Raw genomic sequence first — 19,366 nt, forward strand, 5'->3', positions numbered from 1 at the left:
AGAACCACCCACGGATGGGTCAGGAGAGCCAGAAGAACGCGATGGCCAGGGCCCGGGTCTCCATCGGGAAGATCTCGCTCACCGTGAGGTAGGCGGCGCTGGCCCCGGCGGAGGCGAGGAAGAAGGTGACCATGAGCACGACCTGGAAGGTCCAGACGCCGCCAATGGACTTCACCATGACCCAGGCGAGGACCAGGGCGACGAGCGAGGAGCCGATGAAGGTGCCGGCGATCATCGGCTTGCGTCCCACGGTGTCGAAGAGACGGCCGAGCACGAGGGGGCCGAGCAGGTTGCCGACGGCGAAGAGGATGAAGAACAACGGCACCCTGCTCGACGGGACGTGATAGGCCGTGCCGAGCAGCGTGCCGAGGTTGAAGGTGACGCCGTTGTAGAGGAAGGCCTGCCCGACGAACAGCGCCACTCCGAGGATGGCCCGCTTGGGATAGAGGGTGAACGCCACCTTGGCGATCTCCCGGAACGAGATCGACGTGCGTTGCCGGACGGTCAGGGACTCCCCGGGCTCGGGCAGGTCGTGGCCCGTCTCCTCCCGGGTCTGCGCCTCGATGTCACCGACGATGCGCTCCGCCTCGTCGTCGCGGCCGTGGATGAACAGCCAGCGGGGGCTCTCGGGGACGTGCCGGCGCACGAGCATGATGAGCAGACCGATGACCGCGCCGAGCCCGAACGCGACCCGCCACCCGAAGTTCTTCGGCAGGATCGCCTCGTTGAGCAGCAGCAGGGTCAGCGCGGCTCCGCCCGCGGCTCCGGCCCAGTAGGTGCCGTTGATGGCAAGGTCGACGCGACCGCGCACCCGTGCCGGAATCAGCTCGTCGATCGCGGAGTTGACGGCGGCGTACTCACCGCCCAGGCCGGCTCCGGTGAAGAACCGCATCAGGTAGAGGTACCAGGGGGCGAACGCGAACGCGGTCAGCACGGTCCCGACGATGTAGACGGTCAGGGTGAGAATGAACAGCTTCTTGCGTCCGTACCGGTCGGTCAGCTGTCCGAAGACGAGGGCGCCGACGCAGGCACCGACGATGTAGATGGCGCCTGCGGTGCCGATCTGGGCCGCGGTGATGTGGATGCCGCTGCCCTTCTCGATGAGCCGGGCGGCGACGTTGCCGACCATGGTCACCTCGAGCCCGTCGAGGATCCACACGGCCCCGAGCCCGATGACGACTCGCCAGTGGAAGCTCGACCAGGGCAGTCGGTCGAGCCGCGACGGGATCTTCGTCGTGATGGTGCCGGTCTGGACGGCCATGCCGCGCCTCCACATCCAACGTTCCCTCGAGGACGGAGCAGCGCATGCGCTCCGGGCCGGCGACACCATCCTCGTTCGTACCCGCCCGGGGGGTGCCCCACACGCGGGTGCCCCACGGGGGCCGCGCCGCGAAGGGGCACAGGGGCGGCGCAGCCGGCTGAGCGGCATACCGACCCTCAGGGCCGAGACGGCTCGGCCACATGGTGAGATCACCGATCTCGTGGATTGACACGCTCGGGGGAGGGGAGCACGGTTGGACCGTGGCCCGAATCCTCGTACTTCCCTAGCGCGCCGACCCCGACCGGTCAGCGCGCTCCCCCTTCCGCCCTCACCCGGGCTGGAGGGTTTTTTTGTGCAGGAGAGCGGCCCACGCCCCCCGATGAGAAAGCGATAGTCACCGTGAGCGACACCACCAAGCAGGCGCCATCGCCGGCTGACGTGGCCTCTCTGGCCCGTCCCCGGCCCACCCACCAGGAGCAGCCCGACCAGCCCGTCGAGGTCACCGGTGCCCAGTCGCTCGTCCTCGCGCTCGAGGCGGTCGGGGCGGACACGGTGTTCGGCATCCCCGGCGGCGCGATCCTGCCGGCCTACGACCCGATGCTCGACTCGACGAAGGTCCGGCACATCCTCGTGCGCCACGAGCAGGGCGCCGGGCACGCCGCCGAGGGGTACGCCTCGGCGACCGGCCGGGTCGGGGTCTGCATGGCCACGTCCGGGCCGGGGGCGACCAACCTCGTCACGCCGATCGCCGACGCGCACATGGACTCCGTGCCCGTCGTCGCGATCACCGGCCAGGTGTCGAGCGCGGCCATCGGCACCGACGCCTTCCAGGAGGCGGACATCCGGGGCATCACGATGCCGGTCACGAAGCACAACTACCTCGTCACCGACCCGGCCAAGATCCCCCAGGCGATCGCAGAGGCGTTCCACATCGCCCGCACCGGCCGACCCGGGCCGGTCCTCGTCGACATCAGCAAGGACGCCCTCCAGGCGACGACGACCTTCAGCTGGCCGCCGAAGTTCGACCTGCCCGGCTACCGCCCGGTGACCCGGCCGCACGGCAAGCAGATCCGCGAGGCGGCCCGGCTGATCGCCGCCGCCGAGCGCCCGATCTTCTACGTCGGCGGCGGCGTCGTGCGCGCCGAGGCGAGCGAACAGCTGCGCCGGCTCGTCGACCTCACCCAGATCCCGGTCGTCACGACGCTCATGGCCCGCGGCACGGTGCCCGACAGCCACCCGCTCAACCTCGGGATGCCGGGCATGCACGGCACGGTCGCGGCCGTCACGGGACTGCAGAAGTCCGACCTCATCGTCGCCCTCGGGGCCCGCTTCGACGACCGGGTGACCGGCCAGCTGTCGACCTTCGCCCCGAACGCCAAGGTCGTCCACGCCGACATCGACCCCGCCGAGATCGGCAAGAACCGCGCCGCGGACGTGCCGATCGTCGGGGACGTGCGCGAGGTCATCACCGAGCTCATCCAGCAGATCGAGGCGGACCGCGCGGCCGGCTCCGACGACCCCGGCGCGTGGGACTACTCCGCCTGGCGCGAGCTCGTCGCCGGCTGGAAGGAGACCTTCCCCCTGGGCTGGACGGACAGCGCCGACGGGACGCTCTCGCCGCAGTACGTCATCTCGCGCATCGGGGAGCTGACCGGGTCGGAGGGCACCTACGTGGCGGGCGTCGGCCAGCACCAGATGTGGGCCGCGCAGTTCGTCCACTACGAGCGCCCCAACGCCTGGCTCAACTCGGGCGGGCTCGGGACGATGGGGTATGCCGTCCCCGCCGCGATGGGCGCGAAGGTCGCCGAGCCGGAGCGCACCGTGTGGGCCATCGACGGCGACGGGTGCTTCCAGATGACGAACCAGGAGCTGGCCACCTGCGTCGTCAACAACATCCCCATCAAGGTCGCGATCATCAACAACAGCTCGCTCGGCATGGTGCGCCAGTGGCAGACCCTGTTCTACGGCGCGCGCTACTCGAACACCGACCTGCAGACGACGGGACAGCGGATCCCCGACTTCGTCAAGCTGGCCGAGGCCTATGGCTGCCTCGGGCTGCGTGCCGAGAAGCCGGAGGACGTCGACGCCGTCATCAAGCAGGCGCTCGAGACCAACGACCGCCCGGTCGTCATCGACTTCATCGTGCACCGGGACGCGATGGTGTGGCCGATGGTGCCCGCAGGCGTCAGCAACGACAAGATCCGGGTGGCCCGCGACGAGGCGCCCGTGTGGGAACGCGAGGAGTGAGCGTCATGAGCAAGCACACGTTGTCGGTTCTCGTGGAGAACAAGCCCGGCGTCCTGACCCGGGTCGCCGCGCTCTTCTCGCGGCGCGGTTTCAACATCGACTCGCTCGCCGTCGGGCCGACCGAGATCGAGGAGATCTCGCGGATGACGGTCGTCGTCGAGGTGGAGACCGGGGCGCTCGAGCAGGTCACCAAGCAGCTGAACAAGCTCGTCGAGGTCCTCAAGGTCGTCGAGCTCGACACGAGCGGGGCCGTCCACAGCGAGATCTGTCTCGTCAAGGTGCGGGCCGACGCGACGACCCGCAGTCAGGTCGTCGACACGGTGAACCTGTTCAAGGCCAAGGTGGTCGACGTCGCCCCCGACGCGATGACCATCGAGGTCACGGGGACGGCGGACAAGCTGGCGGCCTTCCTCGCCGTCCTCGAGCCGTTCGGCATCAAGGAGCTCGTCCAGTCCGGCGTCGTGGCGGTCGGCCGCGGTTCACGATCGATCACCGACCGCTCGCTGCGGTCCGCCTGACCCGACCACGTGCTGGGCGAGCGGACCCGTGGTTCCCGGCCCAGCGGCATACTCACTGACCGAGACACACCCAACCGAAGGAGAAGGCCACGATGGCCGACATGTTCTACGACGACGACGCCGACCTGTCCGTGATCCAGGGCAAGAAGGTCGCCGTCATCGGCTACGGCAGCCAGGGCCACGCTCACGCGCTCAACCTGCGCGACTCGGGCGTCGACGTGCGCGTCGGGCTCGCCGAGGGCAGCAAGAGCAAGGCGAAGGCCGAGGCCGAGGGCCTGACGGTCCTATCGGTCGCCGATGCCGTCAAGGAGGCCGACCTCGTCGTCATCCTCACGCCCGACCAGGTGCAGCGCACCGTCTACGCGAACGACATCAAGCCCAACCTCAAGCCCGGCGCGGCGCTCCTGTTCGGTCACGGGTTCAACATCCGCTTCGGCTACATCACGCCGGAGGAGGACGCGGACGTCATCATGGTCGCCCCGAAGGGCCCTGGGCACATCGTTCGCCGGGAGTTCGTCGACGGTCGTGGTGTGCCGGTGCTCCTCGCCGTGGAGAAGGACGCCTCCGGCCACGCCTGGGACCTCGCGAAGAGCTACGCCAAGGCGATCGGTGGCCTGCGTGCGGGTGGCATCAAGACGACCTTCACGGAGGAGACCGAGACCGACCTGTTCGGTGAGCAGGCCGTCCTCTGCGGTGGCGCGAGCCAGCTCGTGCAGTACGGCTTCGAGACGCTCGTCGAGGCGGGCTACCAGCCGGAGGTGGCCTACTTCGAGTGCCTCCACGAGCTCAAGCTCATCGTCGACCTCATGATCGAGGGCGGCATCGCCAAGCAGCGCTGGTCGGTCTCCGACACGGCGGAGTACGGCGACTACGTCTCCGGGCCGCGCGTCATCGACCCGCACGTCAAGGAGAACATGAAGGACGTCCTCGCGGACATCCAGAACGGCGCCTTCGCGAAGCGGTTCATCGACGACCAGGACGCCGGTGCACCGGAGTTCACGGCGCTGCGCGAGAAGGGTGCCCAGCACCCCATCGAGGCGACCGGCAAGGAGCTGCGCAAGCTCATGGCGTGGGTGCAGGACACGGACGCCGACTACGTCGAGGGGTCTGCGGCGCGCTGACGACACGCGAACCGGCCACGAAGTGCCCCAACTCCGGTTGGGATCCTGCACTTCGTGGCCGGTTCGCGTCCGTGTCGGCGTCGGGGACCACCTGCCACCCTGTCTCCTACGACGTGTAGTTCATCGCCTAGGATCGGGCCCATGCTGGATGCAGGCGGCGGCGCGGTCCGCCTGCTGCGTGCGCTCGGCTTCGTGGCCGCGATCGTCTCGCTCACCTCGGCCGGCCACATCACGGGTGGGGGAGAGGCCTCGCTCGTCGGTGTCGCGGCCCTGGTCCTGCTCGCTTGGCCGGCCGCCTTGCTCGCCTCGCGACGGCAGCGTCAGGTGCGTCACCTCTTGCCAACGCTCGCGATCGGGCAGTTCGTCGGCCACGGCGTGCTGGGCTTCTTCTCCGCCGGCGACGCCGTAGTGGCCTGCACGACGTCGGGTGTGCACCACGTCGTCCACCTGGCCTGCCTGCCGCACCCCGCTGGCCACGGCGGCATGGCCCCGATGGGCCTGCTCATGGGAGGCGCTCACCTGGTCGCGGCACTGGTCCTCGCGATCGCGCTGGCCCGTGGCGAGGCCGTGTTGTGGCGACTCGTCGACCTCGTCCTGCCGACCCTCCCACGCGTCGCTCGGCGGGTCACGACGCGCGTGCGCGTCTCCGCCGACGTGGCGTTGCGCCGGTCGCAGCCGTTGGTGGGCCTCGCTCCCGGTCGCGGGCCGCCGGTGAGTGCCTGACTGCACTCCTCCAGCATCAGGGCTCGGGGAGTGCCGACGCGTGCCCGCTGGCCGCGTCGACGGCAGTGACCCCCAGTCGACCCGCATTCCTCGAAGGACCCCAGATGACCTGCACCCCAGTTCCGCCTGCCCACCGGACGAAGCGCCTCGCCGAGATGGCGACCCTCGCACTTGCGGCTGCGACGACGCTCGCCTCATGCTCCGGCTCTCCCGATCCCACTCCCATCCCGGTCGCCTCGAGCCCACGACCGGGCTCCGCAGCACTCCCGCCCAGCGCGCAGCAGGGTGGACAGGTGACGCTCCAGTCCGGCTGGGCCAAGGCCGGGTCGGGCATGACGGCCGTGTTCGGCACGGTCGTGAACCCCGGGGCGAAGGACGTCACCCTGCTCGGCGGATCGAGCCCCGCCGCGGCCGACGTGCAGATCCACTCGATGGTGAAGCAGCCGGACGGCTCGATGAAGATGACCCAGAAGCAGGGCGGCCTCACGGTCCCGGCGGGAGGCTCCGCAGAGCTGACCCCCGGTGCCGACCACATCATGCTGGTCAACCTCCACTCGGCTCTGGTCAACGGCGGCGACGTCTCCCTCGTGCTCCGGACGGCGGACGGCGCGAATGTGGAGTGGACGGTGCCCGTCCGATCGTTCGCCGGCGCCGAGGAGACCTACGCCCCCGAGGACCACCGATGACCGGAGTGGGCCGTCGCACCCTGCTTCGCACTGGGCTGCTCGCCGGCGGCGCCGGTGTCGGCGCCCTCGCCGTCAGCCGGCTCTCCGATGCGACGTCCGCGCCCTCTCGCGCCGACGAGGAGCCGCCGCCGCCCGCGCACCCGGCGACGATGCCCTTCCGTGGCCCCCGGCAGGCGGGGGTCACGGACGACCCTCAGCCCTTCGCCGCCTTCGTGGGTCTCGACCTGCCGGCCGGTGCGACCAAGGACACGTGTCGACGGCTGCTCCGGGTGTGGACCGACGACATCGACCGCCTCATGGCGGCGAAGGCGCCACTGACCGACCTGGAACCCGAGCTGGCCGAGGTTCCGTCCCGTCTCAGCATCACACTCGCCGTCGGTCCGGGCTTCTACGACGCGGCCGGACTCGTTCCGCACCGGCCCTCGTGGCTCGCCCCGCTGCCGTCGTTCACGATCGACCGGTTCGATGGCCACTGGCCGCAGACGGACGTCCTCCTCCAGATCCGTGCCGACTCACCTGTTGCCGTGGCGCATGCCCAGCGCCGGCTCGTGGTCGGCGCCGAGCCGCTTGCCGTCCAGCGGTGGGTCCAGCGCGGATTCCGGGAGCCGCTCACCTCGAGCCGCCCCGGCATGCCGTTCCGCAACCTCTTCGGCCAGGTGGACGGCACCGTCCAGCCACGCACCGACGGCGCGGACGACGCCCTCGTGTGGCTCGGCGCGGATGGTGCACCTGCTCCGCACGGACTCGCCGGCGGCACCGCACTGATCATCCGGCGGATCGCGATGAACCTCGACACGTGGGACCGAGCGGACCGGGTCGCTCGGGAGAACGCCGTCGGCCGACGTCTCGGCTCCGGAGCCCCCCTCACGGGACGCCTCGAGACCGACCAGCCGGACTTGCGTGCTGAGGACGAGCTCGGATTCCCGGTCATCGACCCGGTCTCGCACATGCGCCGCGCGATGCCCGCTGCACCGCATGAACGCATTCTCCGGGCGCCGTACTCCTACGACGAGGCACCGACCGGTCGGCAGCGCTCCAACAGCGGACTGGTTTTCGTGTCCTACCAGGCCGACCCGCTCCGGCAGTTTCTCCCGATCCAGCGCCGCCTCGCAGAGGCGGACCTGCTCAACGTGTGGACCACCCCCATCAGCAGCGGGGTGTACGCGGTGCTCCCGGGAGCACTCCCCGGCGAGGACCTCGGAGCCGCCCTGCTCGCGTGAAGGCCGCGCAAGTCCGCGGTCACTCCTCCGGTGGAGAGCGGGAAGGTATGCCGCTCAGCTGGCCTTCGCGTGCCGGACACCTGAGGTGCACGTCACGGTCACATCCTGAGCGCACCCTCCCGGACGGGGTGGGGCCGGTCCTAGAGTGGAGCCGGCACATCGCGGTGCCAGTCGTTGGCCCGCGCTCGGCGGGGCCCGTACACCGTCCGAAGGAAGCCCCCTGTGTCCAAACCTGTCGTTCTCATTGCCGAAGAGCTCTCGCCCGCGACGCTCGACGCGCTCGGCCCCGACTTCGAGGTCCGTCACTGTGACGGAGCCAACCGCGACGAGCTGCTCCCGGCGCTCGCGGACGTCGACGCGATCCTGATCCGGTCCGCCACGAAGATGGACGCCGAGGCGCTCGCCGCCGGCAAGAAGCTCAAGGTCGTCGCGCGCGCCGGAGTCGGGCTCGACAACGTCGACGTCGCGGCCGCGACCCAGGCCGGGATCATGGTCGTCAACGCGCCGACGTCGAACATCACCTCCGCCGCCGAGCTCGCGGTCGGCCTGCTCCTGGCCACGGCCCGCAACATCGCGCCGGCCAACGAGGCGCTCAAGGGCGGCGCCTGGAAGCGCAGCAAGTACTCCGGAGTCGAGCTGCTCGACAAGACGGTCGGTGTCGTCGGTCTCGGCCGCATCGGCGCCCTCGTCGCCGAGCGCCTCAAGGGCTTCGGGATGAAGATCCTCGCCTACGACCCCTACGCCTCCGCGGCCAAGGCAGGCCAGATCGGGGCGCAGCTGGTCGGTCTCGACGAGCTGCTCGCCGAGTCCGACTTCATCACGATCCACCTGCCCAAGACGCCCGAGACCCTCGGCCTCATCGGCGAGGACGCGCTGTCGAAGGTGAAGCCGTCGGTCCGGATCGTCAACGCGGCCCGCGGTGGCATCGTCGACGAGGCGGCTCTGGCGCGCGCGCTCGACGAAGGTCGCGTCGCCGGTGCCGGGATCGACGTGTTCGCGTCGGAGCCCTGCACGGAGTCGCCGCTCTTCGCCCACGAGTCTGTCGTCGTGACGCCGCACCTCGGTGCGTCGACCGAGGAGGCGCAGGAGAAGGCCGGCATCGCGGTCGCCAAGTCGGTGCGTCTGGCACTCGGCGGCGAGCTCGTGCCGGATGCGGTCAATGTCAGCAGCGGCTTCATCGCCGAGGAGGTGCGTCCGGGAATCACCTTGGTGGAGAAGCTCGGTCGCATCTTCACCGCCGTCGCCGGCGCCGTCCCGGCCCAGCTGGACATCGATGTCCGTGGCGAGATCACCGAGCACGACGTCAGTGTCTGGAAGCTCGTCGCCCTCAAGGGCCTGTTCACCGATGTCGTCGAGGACCCGGTGACCTACGTCAATGCGCCGGTCCTCGCGGAGCAGCGCGACTGCCAGGTGCGTCTCGTCACCTCGCCCGACGCCGGTGACTTCCGCAACATCACGATCCTCCGCGGCACCCTCGCCGACGGCACGATCGTCTCCGTGGCGGGCACCCTCACCGGCCCGAAGATGGTCGAGAAGCTCGTCGGCGTCGGCGACTACGACCTCGAGGTGCCGCTGTCCGACCACATGCTCGTCTTCGAGTACACCGACCGTCCCGGGGTCGTCGGCCGGATCGGCCAGCTGCTCGGCGACGCCGGCGTCAACATCGGCGGCATGCAGGTCTCGCGACACGGCGAGAGCGCCATCGGCGTGCTCAACGTCGACAACGTCGTCTCGCAGCAGCTCGCGGGTGAGCTCGCCGAGGTCATCGAGGCGACGAAGTTCGCCGTCGTCGACCTGGAGGACTGAGCCAAGGTCACGAGGGCTCGCCAAGCCCTCTCGTATGCCGCTGGGCTGGGGCTGCGCGTGACGCCCGGTCCCAGCCCAGCGGCATACGGGGGGCCATTGGTCCCGGCAGGGCGCCGACGGCGGCGGGAGCCTGAGGGCATGGGCGCTGCGGTGATCCGGTGTGAGGACGTGACCAAGCGGTTCGGGACGACCGAGGCGCTCGGGGGCGTGGACCTGGTCGTGGAGGCCGGTGACGTGTTCGGCTACCTCGGCCCGAACGGTGCCGGCAAGACGACGACCCTGCGTCTCGTCATGGGGATGATCCGCCCGACTTCGGGGCGCGTGGAGGTGTTCGGGCTCGATGCGTGGCGTGACCGGAGCGCGATCCACCGTCGGGTCGGCTATATCTCGGGCGATGTGGCGCTCTACGACCGCCTGACCGGCCAGGACCACGTCGACTTCGTGGGTCACCTGCAGGGCCTCGGCCGACCGCCCGAAGCGGGTGCCCTGGCCGAACGGCTCGGGCTCGGCCTGCGTCGCCCCGCGCGCGAGCTGTCACGGGGCAACCGGCAGAAGCTCGCCCTGGTTCTCGCCCTCATGACGCGGCCGGAGCTGCTCGTGCTCGACGAGCCGTCGAGCGGCCTCGACCCGATGGTGCAGCGGGAGTTCCATACCCTGCTCGCGCAGCATGCCGCCCGCGGCGGGACCGTGCTGCTCAGCTCGCACGTGCTGAGCGAGGTGCAGCGGGTCGCGACGCGGATCGGTGTCATCAGCCGGGGCCGCCTGGTCGCCGTCGAGCGGTTGGACGACGTGCGGGCCAAGGCGCTGCACCACGTCGAGGTCCAGTTCGCCAGTCCGGTCGCGGCTGGGGCCTTCGAGACCATCGAGGGAGTCAGGGACGTTCGCATCGAGGGCGCGTTGCTGCGCTGCGACGCGCCCCAGTCATCCCTCGACCCGCTGCTGAAGGAGGTCAGCCGTCACGAGGTCGTCGACCTGACGTGCATCGAGGCGGAGCTCGAGGAGACCTTCATGGCCTACTACACGAAGGCGGCCGCCGATGTTGCGTGACGTGCTCCTGAAGACCCTGCGTGACCAGCGCCGGTCGTATGCCGCATGGTGCCTGAGCGTGGTCCTGCTCGTCGCGATGTACGTCGCCCTGTGGCCGAGCATCCGTGACCAGCCCTCCATGCAGGACTTCCTCGACCAGATGCCGCAGGCCCTGCGCAACCTCCTCGCGACATCGGGAGCCGACATGTCGACCCCGGTCGGCTACATACAGGTGGAGTTCCTCTCCTTCATGGGCCCGATCCTCGTCATCCTCTATGCCGTGCTCGCAGGCTCGGGCGCGGTGGCGGGGGAGGAGGACCGACGCACGCTCGACCTGCTCCTCGCGACCCCCGTCGCCCGGAGCCGGATCGTCGTCGACAAGGCGGTCGCGATGGTCCTCGGCGCCCTTGGCCTGACCACGCTCCTCGGTGTGGCCCTCCTCCTGGAGGGCACCTTCGTGGGTCTGGACCTGCCGGCCGGCAAGGTCGCGGCTGCCATGCTGCACCTGGCCCTCCTCGGTCTGGTTTTCGGCGCGCTGTCGCTGCTCGTCGGCGCCGCCACCGGCAGGCTGGCCCTCAGCCGCGGGGTGCCCGCCTTCGTCGCCGTCGTCGCCTATGTCGTCAACGGGCTCGGTGGACTCGTCTCCTGGCTCGAGCCGTTCCAGAAGCTGTCGCCGTTCTTCCAGTACGCCGGGCACGACCCGTTGCACGCGGGGGTCTCGTGGCTGGGGGTCACCGTGGCAGTCGCCACGGTCGCGGTCCTCGTCGTCGGCGGCGCGCTCGCGTTCGAGCGGCGGGACGTCGCCTCATAGGTCTGCCTGCCGTCTCGGGTCGTGGGAAACCACTTGTGGAGGCAATGAGCGCGCGTACCGTGGAGGACATGACGCGGCGTCAGGTACTCATCCTTATCCGCCGCGGCGAGTCCAGGTAGTCAGCGACCTCGCCGCGGAGATCCCGCGCATCCTCCACGCTGACCGGCTCGCCCTCAAAGGGCTGGAGCCTCCGGACCGACATTCATACTTTTGTGAGAACAGGGACTGATCATCATGAGCGAAGAAGCACAGGCGGCCCGCCGGGCACTGCAGGAGAGCATGGACCTGCGCGACCAGGGCCATACCGACGAGTGAGACTCACTCACCAGACACCGAAGGGCTCGGCCGAGTTGGCCGGGCCCTTCGTCATGTTCGGCAAATGAGATGCCGATTCCACATCACAAGACGAGTCCTAGGCTGTGACCCATGCCAGACGCAGACCGCACCGACTCCCTGTCCATCGCCGTCATCGGGGGCGACGGCATCGGTCCCGAGGTCGTGGCAGAGGGCCTGAAGGTCCTCGACGCGATCGGCGGCTCAGGAGGTCCCAAGGTCTCGACCACCGACTACGACCTCGGCGCGCAGCGCTGGCACCGGACGGGCGAGACCCTCCCCGAGGGCGTCGTCGACGAGCTGCGCCAGCACGACGCCATCCTCCTCGGCGCGATCGGCGACCCGAGCGTCCCCTCCGGCGTGCTCGAGCGCGGCATCCTGCTGCCGCTGCGCTTCGCCCTCGACCACTACGTCAACCTCCGCCCGGCCAAGCTCTACCCGGGGGTGGCGAGCCCGCTCGCCGTCGACCGCGTCGCCCCGAACGGGATCGACTTCGTCGTCGTCCGCGAGGGCACCGAAGGGCCCTACGTCGGCAACGGCGGCGCGCTGCGCGTCGGCACGCCGGCCGAGATCGCGACCGAGGTCAGCGTCAACACCCGGTATGGCGTCGAGCGCGTCGTCCGCGACGCCTTCGCGCGCGCCCAGGCCCGGCCCCGCAAGCACCTCACGCTCGTGCACAAGCACAACGTCCTCACGCACGCCGGTCACCTGTGGCGGCGCACGGTCGAGGAGGTCGGCGCGGAGTTCCCCGACGTCGAGACCGCCTACCAGCACGTCGACGCGGCGACGATCTTCCTCGCCACCGACCCCGGTCGGTTCGATGTCATCGTCACCGACAACCTCTTCGGCGACATCATCACCGACCTCGCCGCGGCCATCGCCGGCGGCATCGGCCTCGCTGCGTCGGGCAACATCAACCCCGACCGCACGACGCCGAGCATGTTCGAGCCGGTCCACGGGTCGGCTCCCGACATCGCCGGGCAGGGCAAGGCCGACCCGACCGCGACGATCCTGTCGGTCGGCATGCTCCTCGCCCACCTCGGCCACGACGCCGAGGCGTCCCGGGTCGAGGCCGCCGTAGCGGCCGACCTGGCCGAGCGTGGTGACACCACACGCACGACCGCACAGGTCGGCGACGCCACCGCGTCGCGTCTCTGAGCCGACACCCACTCAGCCGTATGCCGCTCACCCCACCTGTCTTGTCGGGGGTGCACGGGGGCGGAGCCCCCGTGGGTCGGCATACGGCTCCTTCTCTCTCTCCTGTCCGCTCGCTCGGCCGGCTTCGCCGTCTCACGATGTGGGCGGTAGCCTGACGACGATCACCGCCGATCCACTGGAGGCTTCCCATGACGGACACGACGTCCACCCGCTCCGCGCTCTCGTTCGAGGTCAACCGCCGACCCGACCCGGCGCAGGCCGAGACGATCGCGAAGGTCCACGAGAACCCGGGCTTCGGCAAGACCTTCACCGACCACATGGTCGTCATCGACTGGACGGCTGACGGTGGCTGGGCCAACGCCCGGGTCCAGCCGTACGGTCCGTTCCAGCTGCAGCCGGCCGCCGCCGTCCTGCACTACGCGCAGGAGATCTTCGAGGGGATGAAGGCCTACCGGCACGCCGACGGCTCCGTGTGGACCTTCCGGCCGGAGGCGAACGCGGCCCGGTTCGCCAGGAGCGCGAAGCGGTTGGCCCTGCCGGTGCTCGAGACCGAGGACTTCCTCGAGTCGCTGCGTCAGCTCGTCGCCGTCGACAAGGAGTGGGTGCCCGACCCGGGCGAGAGCGGCGAGAAGAGCCTCTACCTGCGGCCGTTCATGTTCGCCTCCGAGGCGTTCCTCGGCGTGCGGCCGGCCAAGGAGGTCACCTACGCGGTCATCGCTTCACCGGCGGGGGCCTATTTCTCGGGTGGCCTGAAGCCGGTGAACCTCTGGATCTCGACGCAGTACGCCCGCGCCGGGGCCGGCGGTACCGGGGCGGCCAAGTGCGGCGGCAACTACGCGTCCTCGCTCGCCGGGCAGCTCGAGGGCATGGAGCACGGCTGTGACCAGGCCGTCTTCCTCGACTCCTCGACGCACACCTACATCGAGGAGCTCGGCGGGATGAACCTCTTCCTCGTCTACAAGGACGGGCGCATCGTCACCCCGGAGCTGACCGGCTCGATCCTCGAGGGCGTCACCCGCGGCTCCATCCTCGAGCTCGCCAAGGAGGAGGGCCTGACGGCCGAGGAGCGGCGCGTCCCGATCCAGGAGTGGAAGGACGCGGCGGCCAGCGGCGACCTGTCCGAGGTCTTCGCCTGCGGGACGGCGGCGGTCATCACCCCCGTCGGGGAGCTGCGCTGGGAGGGCGGTTCCTGCGACCATCGGCGCGACGGGCACGAGGACACCATCGCCACGAAGCTGCGCACCAAGCTGCTCGACACCCAGTACGGCCGCGCCGAGGACACCCACGGCTGGATGACCCGGCTGGCCTGACTGGCGTGGACCGGCCCAGGCTTGTCGCGTCCGACCTCGACGGCACGCTGCTCCGGTCGGACGGCACCCTGTCCGACCGGACCGCCGAGGTCCTCGTTGCCGTCGAGGAGGCCGGCATCGAGGTTGTCTTCGTGACGGCCCGGCCGCCTCGCTGGCTCGACTCGCTGGCCGATGCCGTCGCCGGGCACGGGACGGTGATCTGCGGCAACGGCGCCTTCGTCTACGACGTGGGGACGCGGACGGTGCTGTCGGCCAACGGCTTCGACGAGGCGGTCGTGCGCTCCCTCGTGTCGGACGTCCGGGCCGCGGTGCCCGACGTCGCCTTCGCGGCGGAGCGGGCTTCGGGGCTGTGGTTCGAGTCCGGGTTCGTGCACGACCCGCTGCACCCGATCCCCGCCGATGCGGTGGAGGCGCCGATCGAGCAGCTCGCCGGCGAGCCGGTCGGCAAGCTGCTGGCCCGGTCCCGGTCGGTGCCGGCCGCGGCCTTCCTCGAACGGGTCAGTGCCATCGTGGGGGAGCGAGCCAGCTTCGCGTACTCCGGCGCCGGCGGCCTCGCCGAGATCAACGCTGTTGGCGTCACCAAGGCGGTCGTCCTCGAGCGGTGGGCGGCCGAGCTCGGCATCGGCCCGCAGGAGGTCTGGGCCTTCGGTGACATGCCGAACGACCTGCCGATGCTCACCTGGGCGGGTGTGGGCTGGGCCGTGGCCAACGCCCACCCAGACGTCCTCGCCGTTGCGGACGCGTTGTGCGGCGCAAACGACGAGGACGGAGTGGCGCTGGCCCTCGAGCCGCTCCTCGAGGGCCAGCCGCGTGCTTGAAGGCCAGGTCAGCCCTTCCGCGCCATGGCGGTCTGCCAGGCCGCCTCGAAGGCGGTCGTGATCTTCGCGTAGCCACTCGTGTTGGGGTGCTTGCAGTCGAAGAAGTCGCCGGCGCCGAGCTTGCCGAACACCTCAGCCGGCACGGCGCCATGGGCTGCCGAGAGGTTCCGGATGATGCCGTTCAGGCCGGTCCCGTACGGGGTCGGCAGCGCCTCCAGGACGTAGTTCGCCGCGTCACCATAAGCGGCGTAACCGCAGTAAGGGAGCGGGTTGAAGTAGGTCATCGTGATGATCGGCATGTCCGGCCCGGCAGCGGCGCGAAGCCGAGCGAGGATCTCGTTGTAGTTGCCGATGAAGGTGAGCAGCGCAGCCTGTAGCCGCGCGGGGTCCTGCGTCTGGAAGGCGTCGAAGATCTCGTTCCCACCGACCGTCAGGGTCACCACCTGCACGTTGTCGCGTGGGTTGGCGTCCTTGTTGCGGGCCGTGAGAGTGGCCTCCGCCACGGGCAGCTGCTCGACGATGAGCGACTGGGTGGTCACCCCGTTCAGCCCCGGGTTGCTCCCGTTGGGAGGCACCGCGGACCGGGCCAGGTTGGTGAGCTGGAGCTGCTTGCAGCCATCGGCAGCGTTGGGGCTGGCCGCCGGCAGGCAGTTGAGCGCTCCCTTGAGGTAGGCGCGCAACGGCGTGACGTAGCCGTTCTGCCTCCACAGCGCCACCTGCGCCCAGTAGGCGTCGATGTCGCTCGGAGCAGCAGAGTTCTGCCCGTTGGCGACGGAGTCGCCCAGCGCGAGGTAGAGCGGCAGCCCCGGAGGCGGTTGCGGGGGAGCCGCCACAGCAGCTGCCCCACCTCCTCCGGCAAGGACGAGGGCGGTGGCGGCCAGCAGCCGCGTGAGTCGCTTCATGTGAGCCTCCCGAGTCGAGAAGATCACTCCACGCTAGGAGCCTCCTGCCCGGTGTGCCTGCCGATTGCACGGACTGGGCCCGGCCGGCCCGTGAGAACCAACACGGACCTTCGGCCCTTACGTCCCGATCTGGAATCCACCATCCGGACGCCGCGTCCGCATCGCGGCGGATGGGCTTACAGTGACGCTCGTGATGAAGCACCTCGCGGCAACCGCCACGCTCATTATCGCCTAGCGCGACGAGAGACCCTCGTCGCGCAGACCTCCCGAACCCTGGGGGGTCTTTTTGTTTCCCGACCCACCCACGAGGGAGACGCTGCAAGGCCGACCGGGCTGAGCGGCATACGAGAAGAGCACGAGAACCACGGAACAAGGGACAGAGCATGGAAGCGCTCCACGTCTACGACACGACCCTGCGCGACGGCGCACAGCAGGAGGGGCTCAACCTCTCCGTGTCGGACAAGCTCGCCATCGCGGGCCTGCTCGACGAGCTGCGGGTCGACTTCATCGAGGGGGGCTGGCCCGGCGCCAACCCCAAGGACACGGAGTTCTTCGAGCGGGCCAAGCACGAGCTGACGCTCGAGCACGCGACGCTGGCGGCCTTCGGGTCGACGCGCCGGGCCGGCTCGTCCGCGGCCGAGGACCAGCTCGTCCAGGCCCTGCTCGAGGCGGGCACCTCGGTGGTCTGCCTCGTCGCGAAGTCGCATGTGCGGCACGTCGAGGAAGCCCTGCGGACCACGCTCGAGGAGAACCTCGAGATGATCCGTGACACGGTGAGCCACCTCGTGGCCCAGGGCCGCCGGGTCTTCCTCGACGCCGAGCACTTCTTCGACGGCTGGCACCTCGACCGCGACTACGCGCTCCGGGTCGTCCGCACCGCGCACGAGGCGGGCGCCGAGGTCGTCGTGCTCTGCGACACGAACGGCGGCATGCTCCCGCACCAGGTCGAGCAGGTCGTCACCGATGTCATCGCCTCGACCGGGGCGCGCGTCGGCGCCCACTGCCACAACGACACCGGCTGCGCCGCGGCCAACTCGGTGGCGGCCGTCCGGGCCGGCGCCACGCACGTGCAGGGCACCGTCAACGGCTACGGCGAGCGCACCGGCAACGCCGACCTGCTCACGGTCGCCGCCAACCTGCAGTTCAAGCTCGGCCTCGACGCGCTCGAGCCCGACGCGTTCCGCCAGGCGATGCCGATCGCGCACGCGATCAGCGAGGTCACCAACGTCCCGGCCTACAGCCGGCAGCCGTATGTCGGCGCGAGCGCCTTCGCGCACAAGGCCGGCCTGCACGCGAGCGCGCTCAAGGTCGACCCCGACCTCTACCAGCACATGGACCCGTCCCTCGTCGGCAACGGGATGCGCACCCTCGTCTCCGACATGGCGGGGCGGGCCAGCATCGAGCTGAAGGCACGCGAGGCCGGGCTCGACGTCGCGAGCCGCCCCGAGGTCGTGGCGTCCGTGCTCGCGGAGGTCAAGGCTCTCGAGCTGCAGGGCTGGACGTTCGACGCCGCCGACGCGTCCGTCGAGCTGATGCTGCGTCGGACCCTCGAACCGGGGTGCACGGACTACTTCGAGGTGGAGTCGTGGCGGGTCATCACCGAGGCGAGCGGCTCGGGCGAGGCCATATCGGAGGCGACGGTCAAGCTGCACGCCGACGGCCGTCGAACCGTCGCGACGGGCGAGGGCAACGGGCCGGTCAACGCGCTCGACCACGCACTGCGGCAGGCGATCGCCGTCGCCTACCCCGAGATCGAGAAACTCGAGCTGATCGACTTCAAGGTGCGCATCCTCGATGCCTCGCACGGCTCCGACGCGGTGACGCGCGTCCTGATCGAGACGTCGGACGGCGAGACGTCGTGGAACACCATCGGTGTCGCCGCGAACATCATCGAGGCGTCGTGGCGTGCCCTCGTCGACGGCCTCGTCCACGGCCTCATCCGGCAGGGCGTCCCGATTCGCTGACCGATCCGGTCAGACGCCTCCGACTCTCGGACCTCGGCCCGATCGGTGTGTGCGGCGTATCGTCGAGGTGCCAGTAGTAGTGCTGGCGAGCACACTGGGGACATGTCCCTCCCCACCGCGCCCCAGTGGTTCGGCGTCGTTCTCGACTGCCCCGACGCCTCCGAGCTGGGCCACTTCTACCAGCGGCTCACCGGCTGGCGGCTCTTCAAGGACACGTCCCAATGGGCGACCCTCGCCCCCGACGAGACGTCGGGCTATAACCTCGCCTTCCAGCAGGAGCCCAACTATGTCCGTCCCACCTGGCCGAGCCGGCCGGGTGAGCCGATCATGATGCTGCACCTCGACCTGCAGGTCGGGGACCTCGACGCAGCGGTGCAGCATGCGGTCGGCCTCGGCGCGGAGCTGGCCGAGCACCAGCCGCAGGAGGACGTGCGGGTCATGCTCGACCCCGCCGGCCACCCGTTCTGTCTCTACGTCGACGGAGACGACGACTCGAGCGCCGGCACCTGACCGAGCACGCGGTCGAGGGTGTCGAGCAGGCGGCGGCGCAGCCGTTGGCCGCGCTCACTGAAGCCGCGCTGGGCTGCGACGTACTCCGCCTTGCCCTCGGGCGTCTCGATCGGGATGGGCAGGTAGCCCAGCTCGCGCAGGTCGTACGGCGCGGCCCGCATGTCGAGCTCGCGGATGTCCCGGGCCAGCTCGAACGCGTCGGCAGTGAGGTCGCTGCCGACGGCGGGGGAGAGCTTCATCGCCCACTTGTAGAGGTCCATCCCGGCGTGGAGACACCCCGGTTGTTCGGATGCCGCCTGGCCGGCCCGGGTGGGTCGCAGCGCGTTGCGCGGCGCCGCCTCGGGGGTGAAGAACCGGTAGGCGTCGAAGTGCGTGCAGGCGAGCTGGTGCGACTCCACCACCTCGTCCGTGCCCTCCTGCCCCAGGCGAAGCGGCCACGCCGTATGCCGGACCTGGTCCTGACCGAGGCGGTAGACCATCGCCCACTCGTGCAGGCCGAAGCAGCCGAACCGCCCAGGTCGTCCGGCGGTGCGGGAGACGAGGTCACGCACGAAGCGCACCGTGTCGCCGCGGGCGTCGAGGAAGGCGTCGAGGTCGACACCGACCCGGTCACCGGTCAGTCGGTAGAAGCGCCAGTTCCGTTGCGGCGCAGAGCCACCGCCCGCGAGTGCGACGCCGGCGCCAGGGTGCCAGCGACGCAGCTGGGCCGGGGTCCACGGGTAGTAGGTGAAGAGGAAGTCCTCGACAGGGTGCTTGCGCCCTTCTGCCCGTCGCGTGCGGTGACCGGCGGTGAGTGCGTCGATGCGCGCCTCGTGGGCGGCGGTCGCGGCGAGCCACTGCGCCTCGGTCAGGATCTGCACCCGACAAGGGTAGGTCCGACGGATAGTGGCCTCTCGACGGATAGTGGCCTCTGGCACGTAAATAGCCGCCCGTCCGAGCCGAAACCTCCGTC

At 70.2% G+C, this 19,366-nt stretch carries 17 protein-coding genes; 14 read left to right on the top strand and 3 right to left on the bottom strand.

The features are described 5' to 3' along the window. Window positions 1-19 precede the first annotated feature (19 nt). Window positions 20-1,261, bottom strand: coding sequence for an MFS transporter (locus tag N864_RS09840; RefSeq protein WP_081793650.1), 1,242 nt, complete (start codon window positions 1,259-1,261; stop codon window positions 20-22). 399 nt (window positions 1,262-1,660) lie between these two features. Here N864_RS09840 and N864_RS09845 point away from each other — a divergent pair, with 399 nt between their 5' ends. From N864_RS09845 to N864_RS09905, 12 genes are all read left to right on the top strand, one after another. Beyond that, window positions 1,661-3,508: an acetolactate synthase large subunit gene (locus N864_RS09845; protein ID WP_034715985.1), complete on the top strand. Its 1,848-nt coding sequence runs from the start codon at window positions 1,661-1,663 to the stop codon at window positions 3,506-3,508. Between the two features lie 5 nt (window positions 3,509-3,513). Beyond that, entirely contained in the window at window positions 3,514-4,026 is a 513-nt protein-coding gene (gene ilvN, locus N864_RS09850) for an acetolactate synthase small subunit (protein ID WP_034715987.1), read from the top strand. A 92-nt stretch (window positions 4,027-4,118) separates the two neighbouring features. Beyond that, entirely contained in the window at window positions 4,119-5,147 is a 1,029-nt protein-coding gene (gene ilvC / locus N864_RS09855; protein ID WP_034715989.1) for a ketol-acid reductoisomerase, read from the top strand. A gap of 141 nt (window positions 5,148-5,288) precedes the next feature. Then, window positions 5,289-5,870: a hypothetical protein gene (locus tag N864_RS09860; protein ID WP_034715991.1), complete on the top strand. Its 582-nt coding sequence runs from the start codon at window positions 5,289-5,291 to the stop codon at window positions 5,868-5,870. A gap of 104 nt (window positions 5,871-5,974) precedes the next feature. Beyond that, window positions 5,975-6,556 (top strand): copper chaperone PCu(A)C, encoded by a 582-nt coding sequence (locus N864_RS09865; RefSeq protein WP_081793652.1) that lies wholly within the window; start codon window positions 5,975-5,977, stop codon window positions 6,554-6,556. Next, on the top strand, window positions 6,553-7,776 hold the full coding sequence (locus N864_RS09870) for a Dyp-type peroxidase (RefSeq protein WP_034715993.1): 1,224 nt from the start codon (window positions 6,553-6,555) through the stop codon (window positions 7,774-7,776). Before N864_RS09865 ends, N864_RS09870 begins: the two co-directional genes overlap by 4 nt. A 222-nt stretch (window positions 7,777-7,998) precedes the next feature. Next, window positions 7,999-9,582, top strand: a complete 1,584-nt coding sequence (gene serA, locus N864_RS09875) for a phosphoglycerate dehydrogenase (RefSeq protein ID WP_034715995.1) — start codon at window positions 7,999-8,001, stop codon at window positions 9,580-9,582. A gap of 138 nt (window positions 9,583-9,720) precedes the next feature. Continuing rightward, window positions 9,721-10,629, top strand: coding sequence for an ABC transporter ATP-binding protein (locus tag N864_RS09880; RefSeq protein ID WP_034715997.1), 909 nt, complete (start codon window positions 9,721-9,723; stop codon window positions 10,627-10,629). Between the two features lies 1 nt (window position 10,630). Then, window positions 10,631-11,419 (top strand): ABC transporter permease subunit, encoded by a 789-nt coding sequence (locus N864_RS09885; RefSeq protein ID WP_240474281.1) that lies wholly within the window; start codon window positions 10,631-10,633, stop codon window positions 11,417-11,419. Between the two features lie 426 nt (window positions 11,420-11,845). Further along, window positions 11,846-12,910, top strand: coding sequence for a 3-isopropylmalate dehydrogenase (locus tag N864_RS09895; RefSeq protein WP_034716003.1), 1,065 nt, complete (start codon window positions 11,846-11,848; stop codon window positions 12,908-12,910). A gap of 188 nt (window positions 12,911-13,098) precedes the next feature. Further along, the gene (locus N864_RS09900) at window positions 13,099-14,220 is read left to right on the top strand and encodes a branched-chain amino acid aminotransferase (protein ID WP_034716005.1); all 1,122 of its coding nucleotides are present in this window, start codon (window positions 13,099-13,101) and stop codon (window positions 14,218-14,220) included. Window positions 14,221-14,225: 5 nt separating this feature from the next. Then, complete coding sequence (locus tag N864_RS09905; RefSeq protein ID WP_034716007.1) at window positions 14,226-15,038, top strand: Cof-type HAD-IIB family hydrolase; 813 nt, start codon at window positions 14,226-14,228, stop codon at window positions 15,036-15,038. Between the two features lie 8 nt (window positions 15,039-15,046). Here N864_RS09905 and N864_RS09910 read toward each other — a convergent pair whose 3' ends face one another. After that, window positions 15,047-15,940: an SGNH/GDSL hydrolase family protein gene (locus N864_RS09910; protein ID WP_155892893.1), complete on the bottom strand. Its 894-nt coding sequence runs from the start codon at window positions 15,938-15,940 to the stop codon at window positions 15,047-15,049. 383 nt (window positions 15,941-16,323) lie between these two features. Between N864_RS09910 and cimA the strand changes: the two genes are divergently transcribed. Together cimA and N864_RS09920 are read left to right on the top strand one after the other, a co-directional pair. Beyond that, window positions 16,324-17,904, top strand: coding sequence for a citramalate synthase (gene cimA / locus N864_RS09915; protein ID WP_034716012.1), 1,581 nt, complete (start codon window positions 16,324-16,326; stop codon window positions 17,902-17,904). A 102-nt stretch (window positions 17,905-18,006) separates the two neighbouring features. Then, window positions 18,007-18,414: a VOC family protein gene (locus tag N864_RS09920; RefSeq protein WP_034716014.1), complete on the top strand. Its 408-nt coding sequence runs from the start codon at window positions 18,007-18,009 to the stop codon at window positions 18,412-18,414. Here the strand turns inward: N864_RS09920 and N864_RS09925 are convergent. Further along, window positions 18,375-19,274 (bottom strand): hypothetical protein, encoded by a 900-nt coding sequence (locus N864_RS09925; RefSeq protein ID WP_034716016.1) that lies wholly within the window; start codon window positions 19,272-19,274, stop codon window positions 18,375-18,377. The genes N864_RS09920 and N864_RS09925 overlap by 40 nt on opposite strands. Window positions 19,275-19,366: the final 92 nt, after the last annotated feature.

It is taken from the genome of Intrasporangium chromatireducens Q5-1 (assembly GCF_000576575.1).
Taxonomy (GTDB): Bacteria; Actinomycetota; Actinomycetes; order Actinomycetales; family Dermatophilaceae; genus Intrasporangium_A; species Intrasporangium_A chromatireducens.

Coding starts and splice junctions, on each gene's coding strand:
- N864_RS09860 (WP_034715991.1), top strand. CDS start 5,289: ATGCTGGATGCAGGCGGCGGCGCGGTCCGCCTGCTGCGTGCGCTCGGC.
- ilvC (WP_034715989.1), top strand. CDS start 4,119: ATGGCCGACATGTTCTACGACGACGACGCCGACCTGTCCGTGATCCAG.
- cimA (WP_034716012.1), top strand. CDS start 16,324: ATGGAAGCGCTCCACGTCTACGACACGACCCTGCGCGACGGCGCACAG.
- N864_RS09895 (WP_034716003.1), top strand. CDS start 11,846: ATGCCAGACGCAGACCGCACCGACTCCCTGTCCATCGCCGTCATCGGG.
- N864_RS09910 (WP_155892893.1), bottom strand. CDS start 15,940: ATGAAGCGACTCACGCGGCTGCTGGCCGCCACCGCCCTCGTCCTTGCC.
- N864_RS09865 (WP_081793652.1), top strand. CDS start 5,975: ATGACCTGCACCCCAGTTCCGCCTGCCCACCGGACGAAGCGCCTCGCC.
- ilvN (WP_034715987.1), top strand. CDS start 3,514: ATGAGCAAGCACACGTTGTCGGTTCTCGTGGAGAACAAGCCCGGCGTC.
- N864_RS09840 (WP_081793650.1), bottom strand. CDS start 1,261: ATGGCCGTCCAGACCGGCACCATCACGACGAAGATCCCGTCGCGGCTC.
- N864_RS09900 (WP_034716005.1), top strand. CDS start 13,099: ATGACGGACACGACGTCCACCCGCTCCGCGCTCTCGTTCGAGGTCAAC.
- N864_RS09920 (WP_034716014.1), top strand. CDS start 18,007: ATGTCCCTCCCCACCGCGCCCCAGTGGTTCGGCGTCGTTCTCGACTGC.
- N864_RS09880 (WP_034715997.1), top strand. CDS start 9,721: ATGGGCGCTGCGGTGATCCGGTGTGAGGACGTGACCAAGCGGTTCGGG.
- N864_RS09870 (WP_034715993.1), top strand. CDS start 6,553: ATGACCGGAGTGGGCCGTCGCACCCTGCTTCGCACTGGGCTGCTCGCC.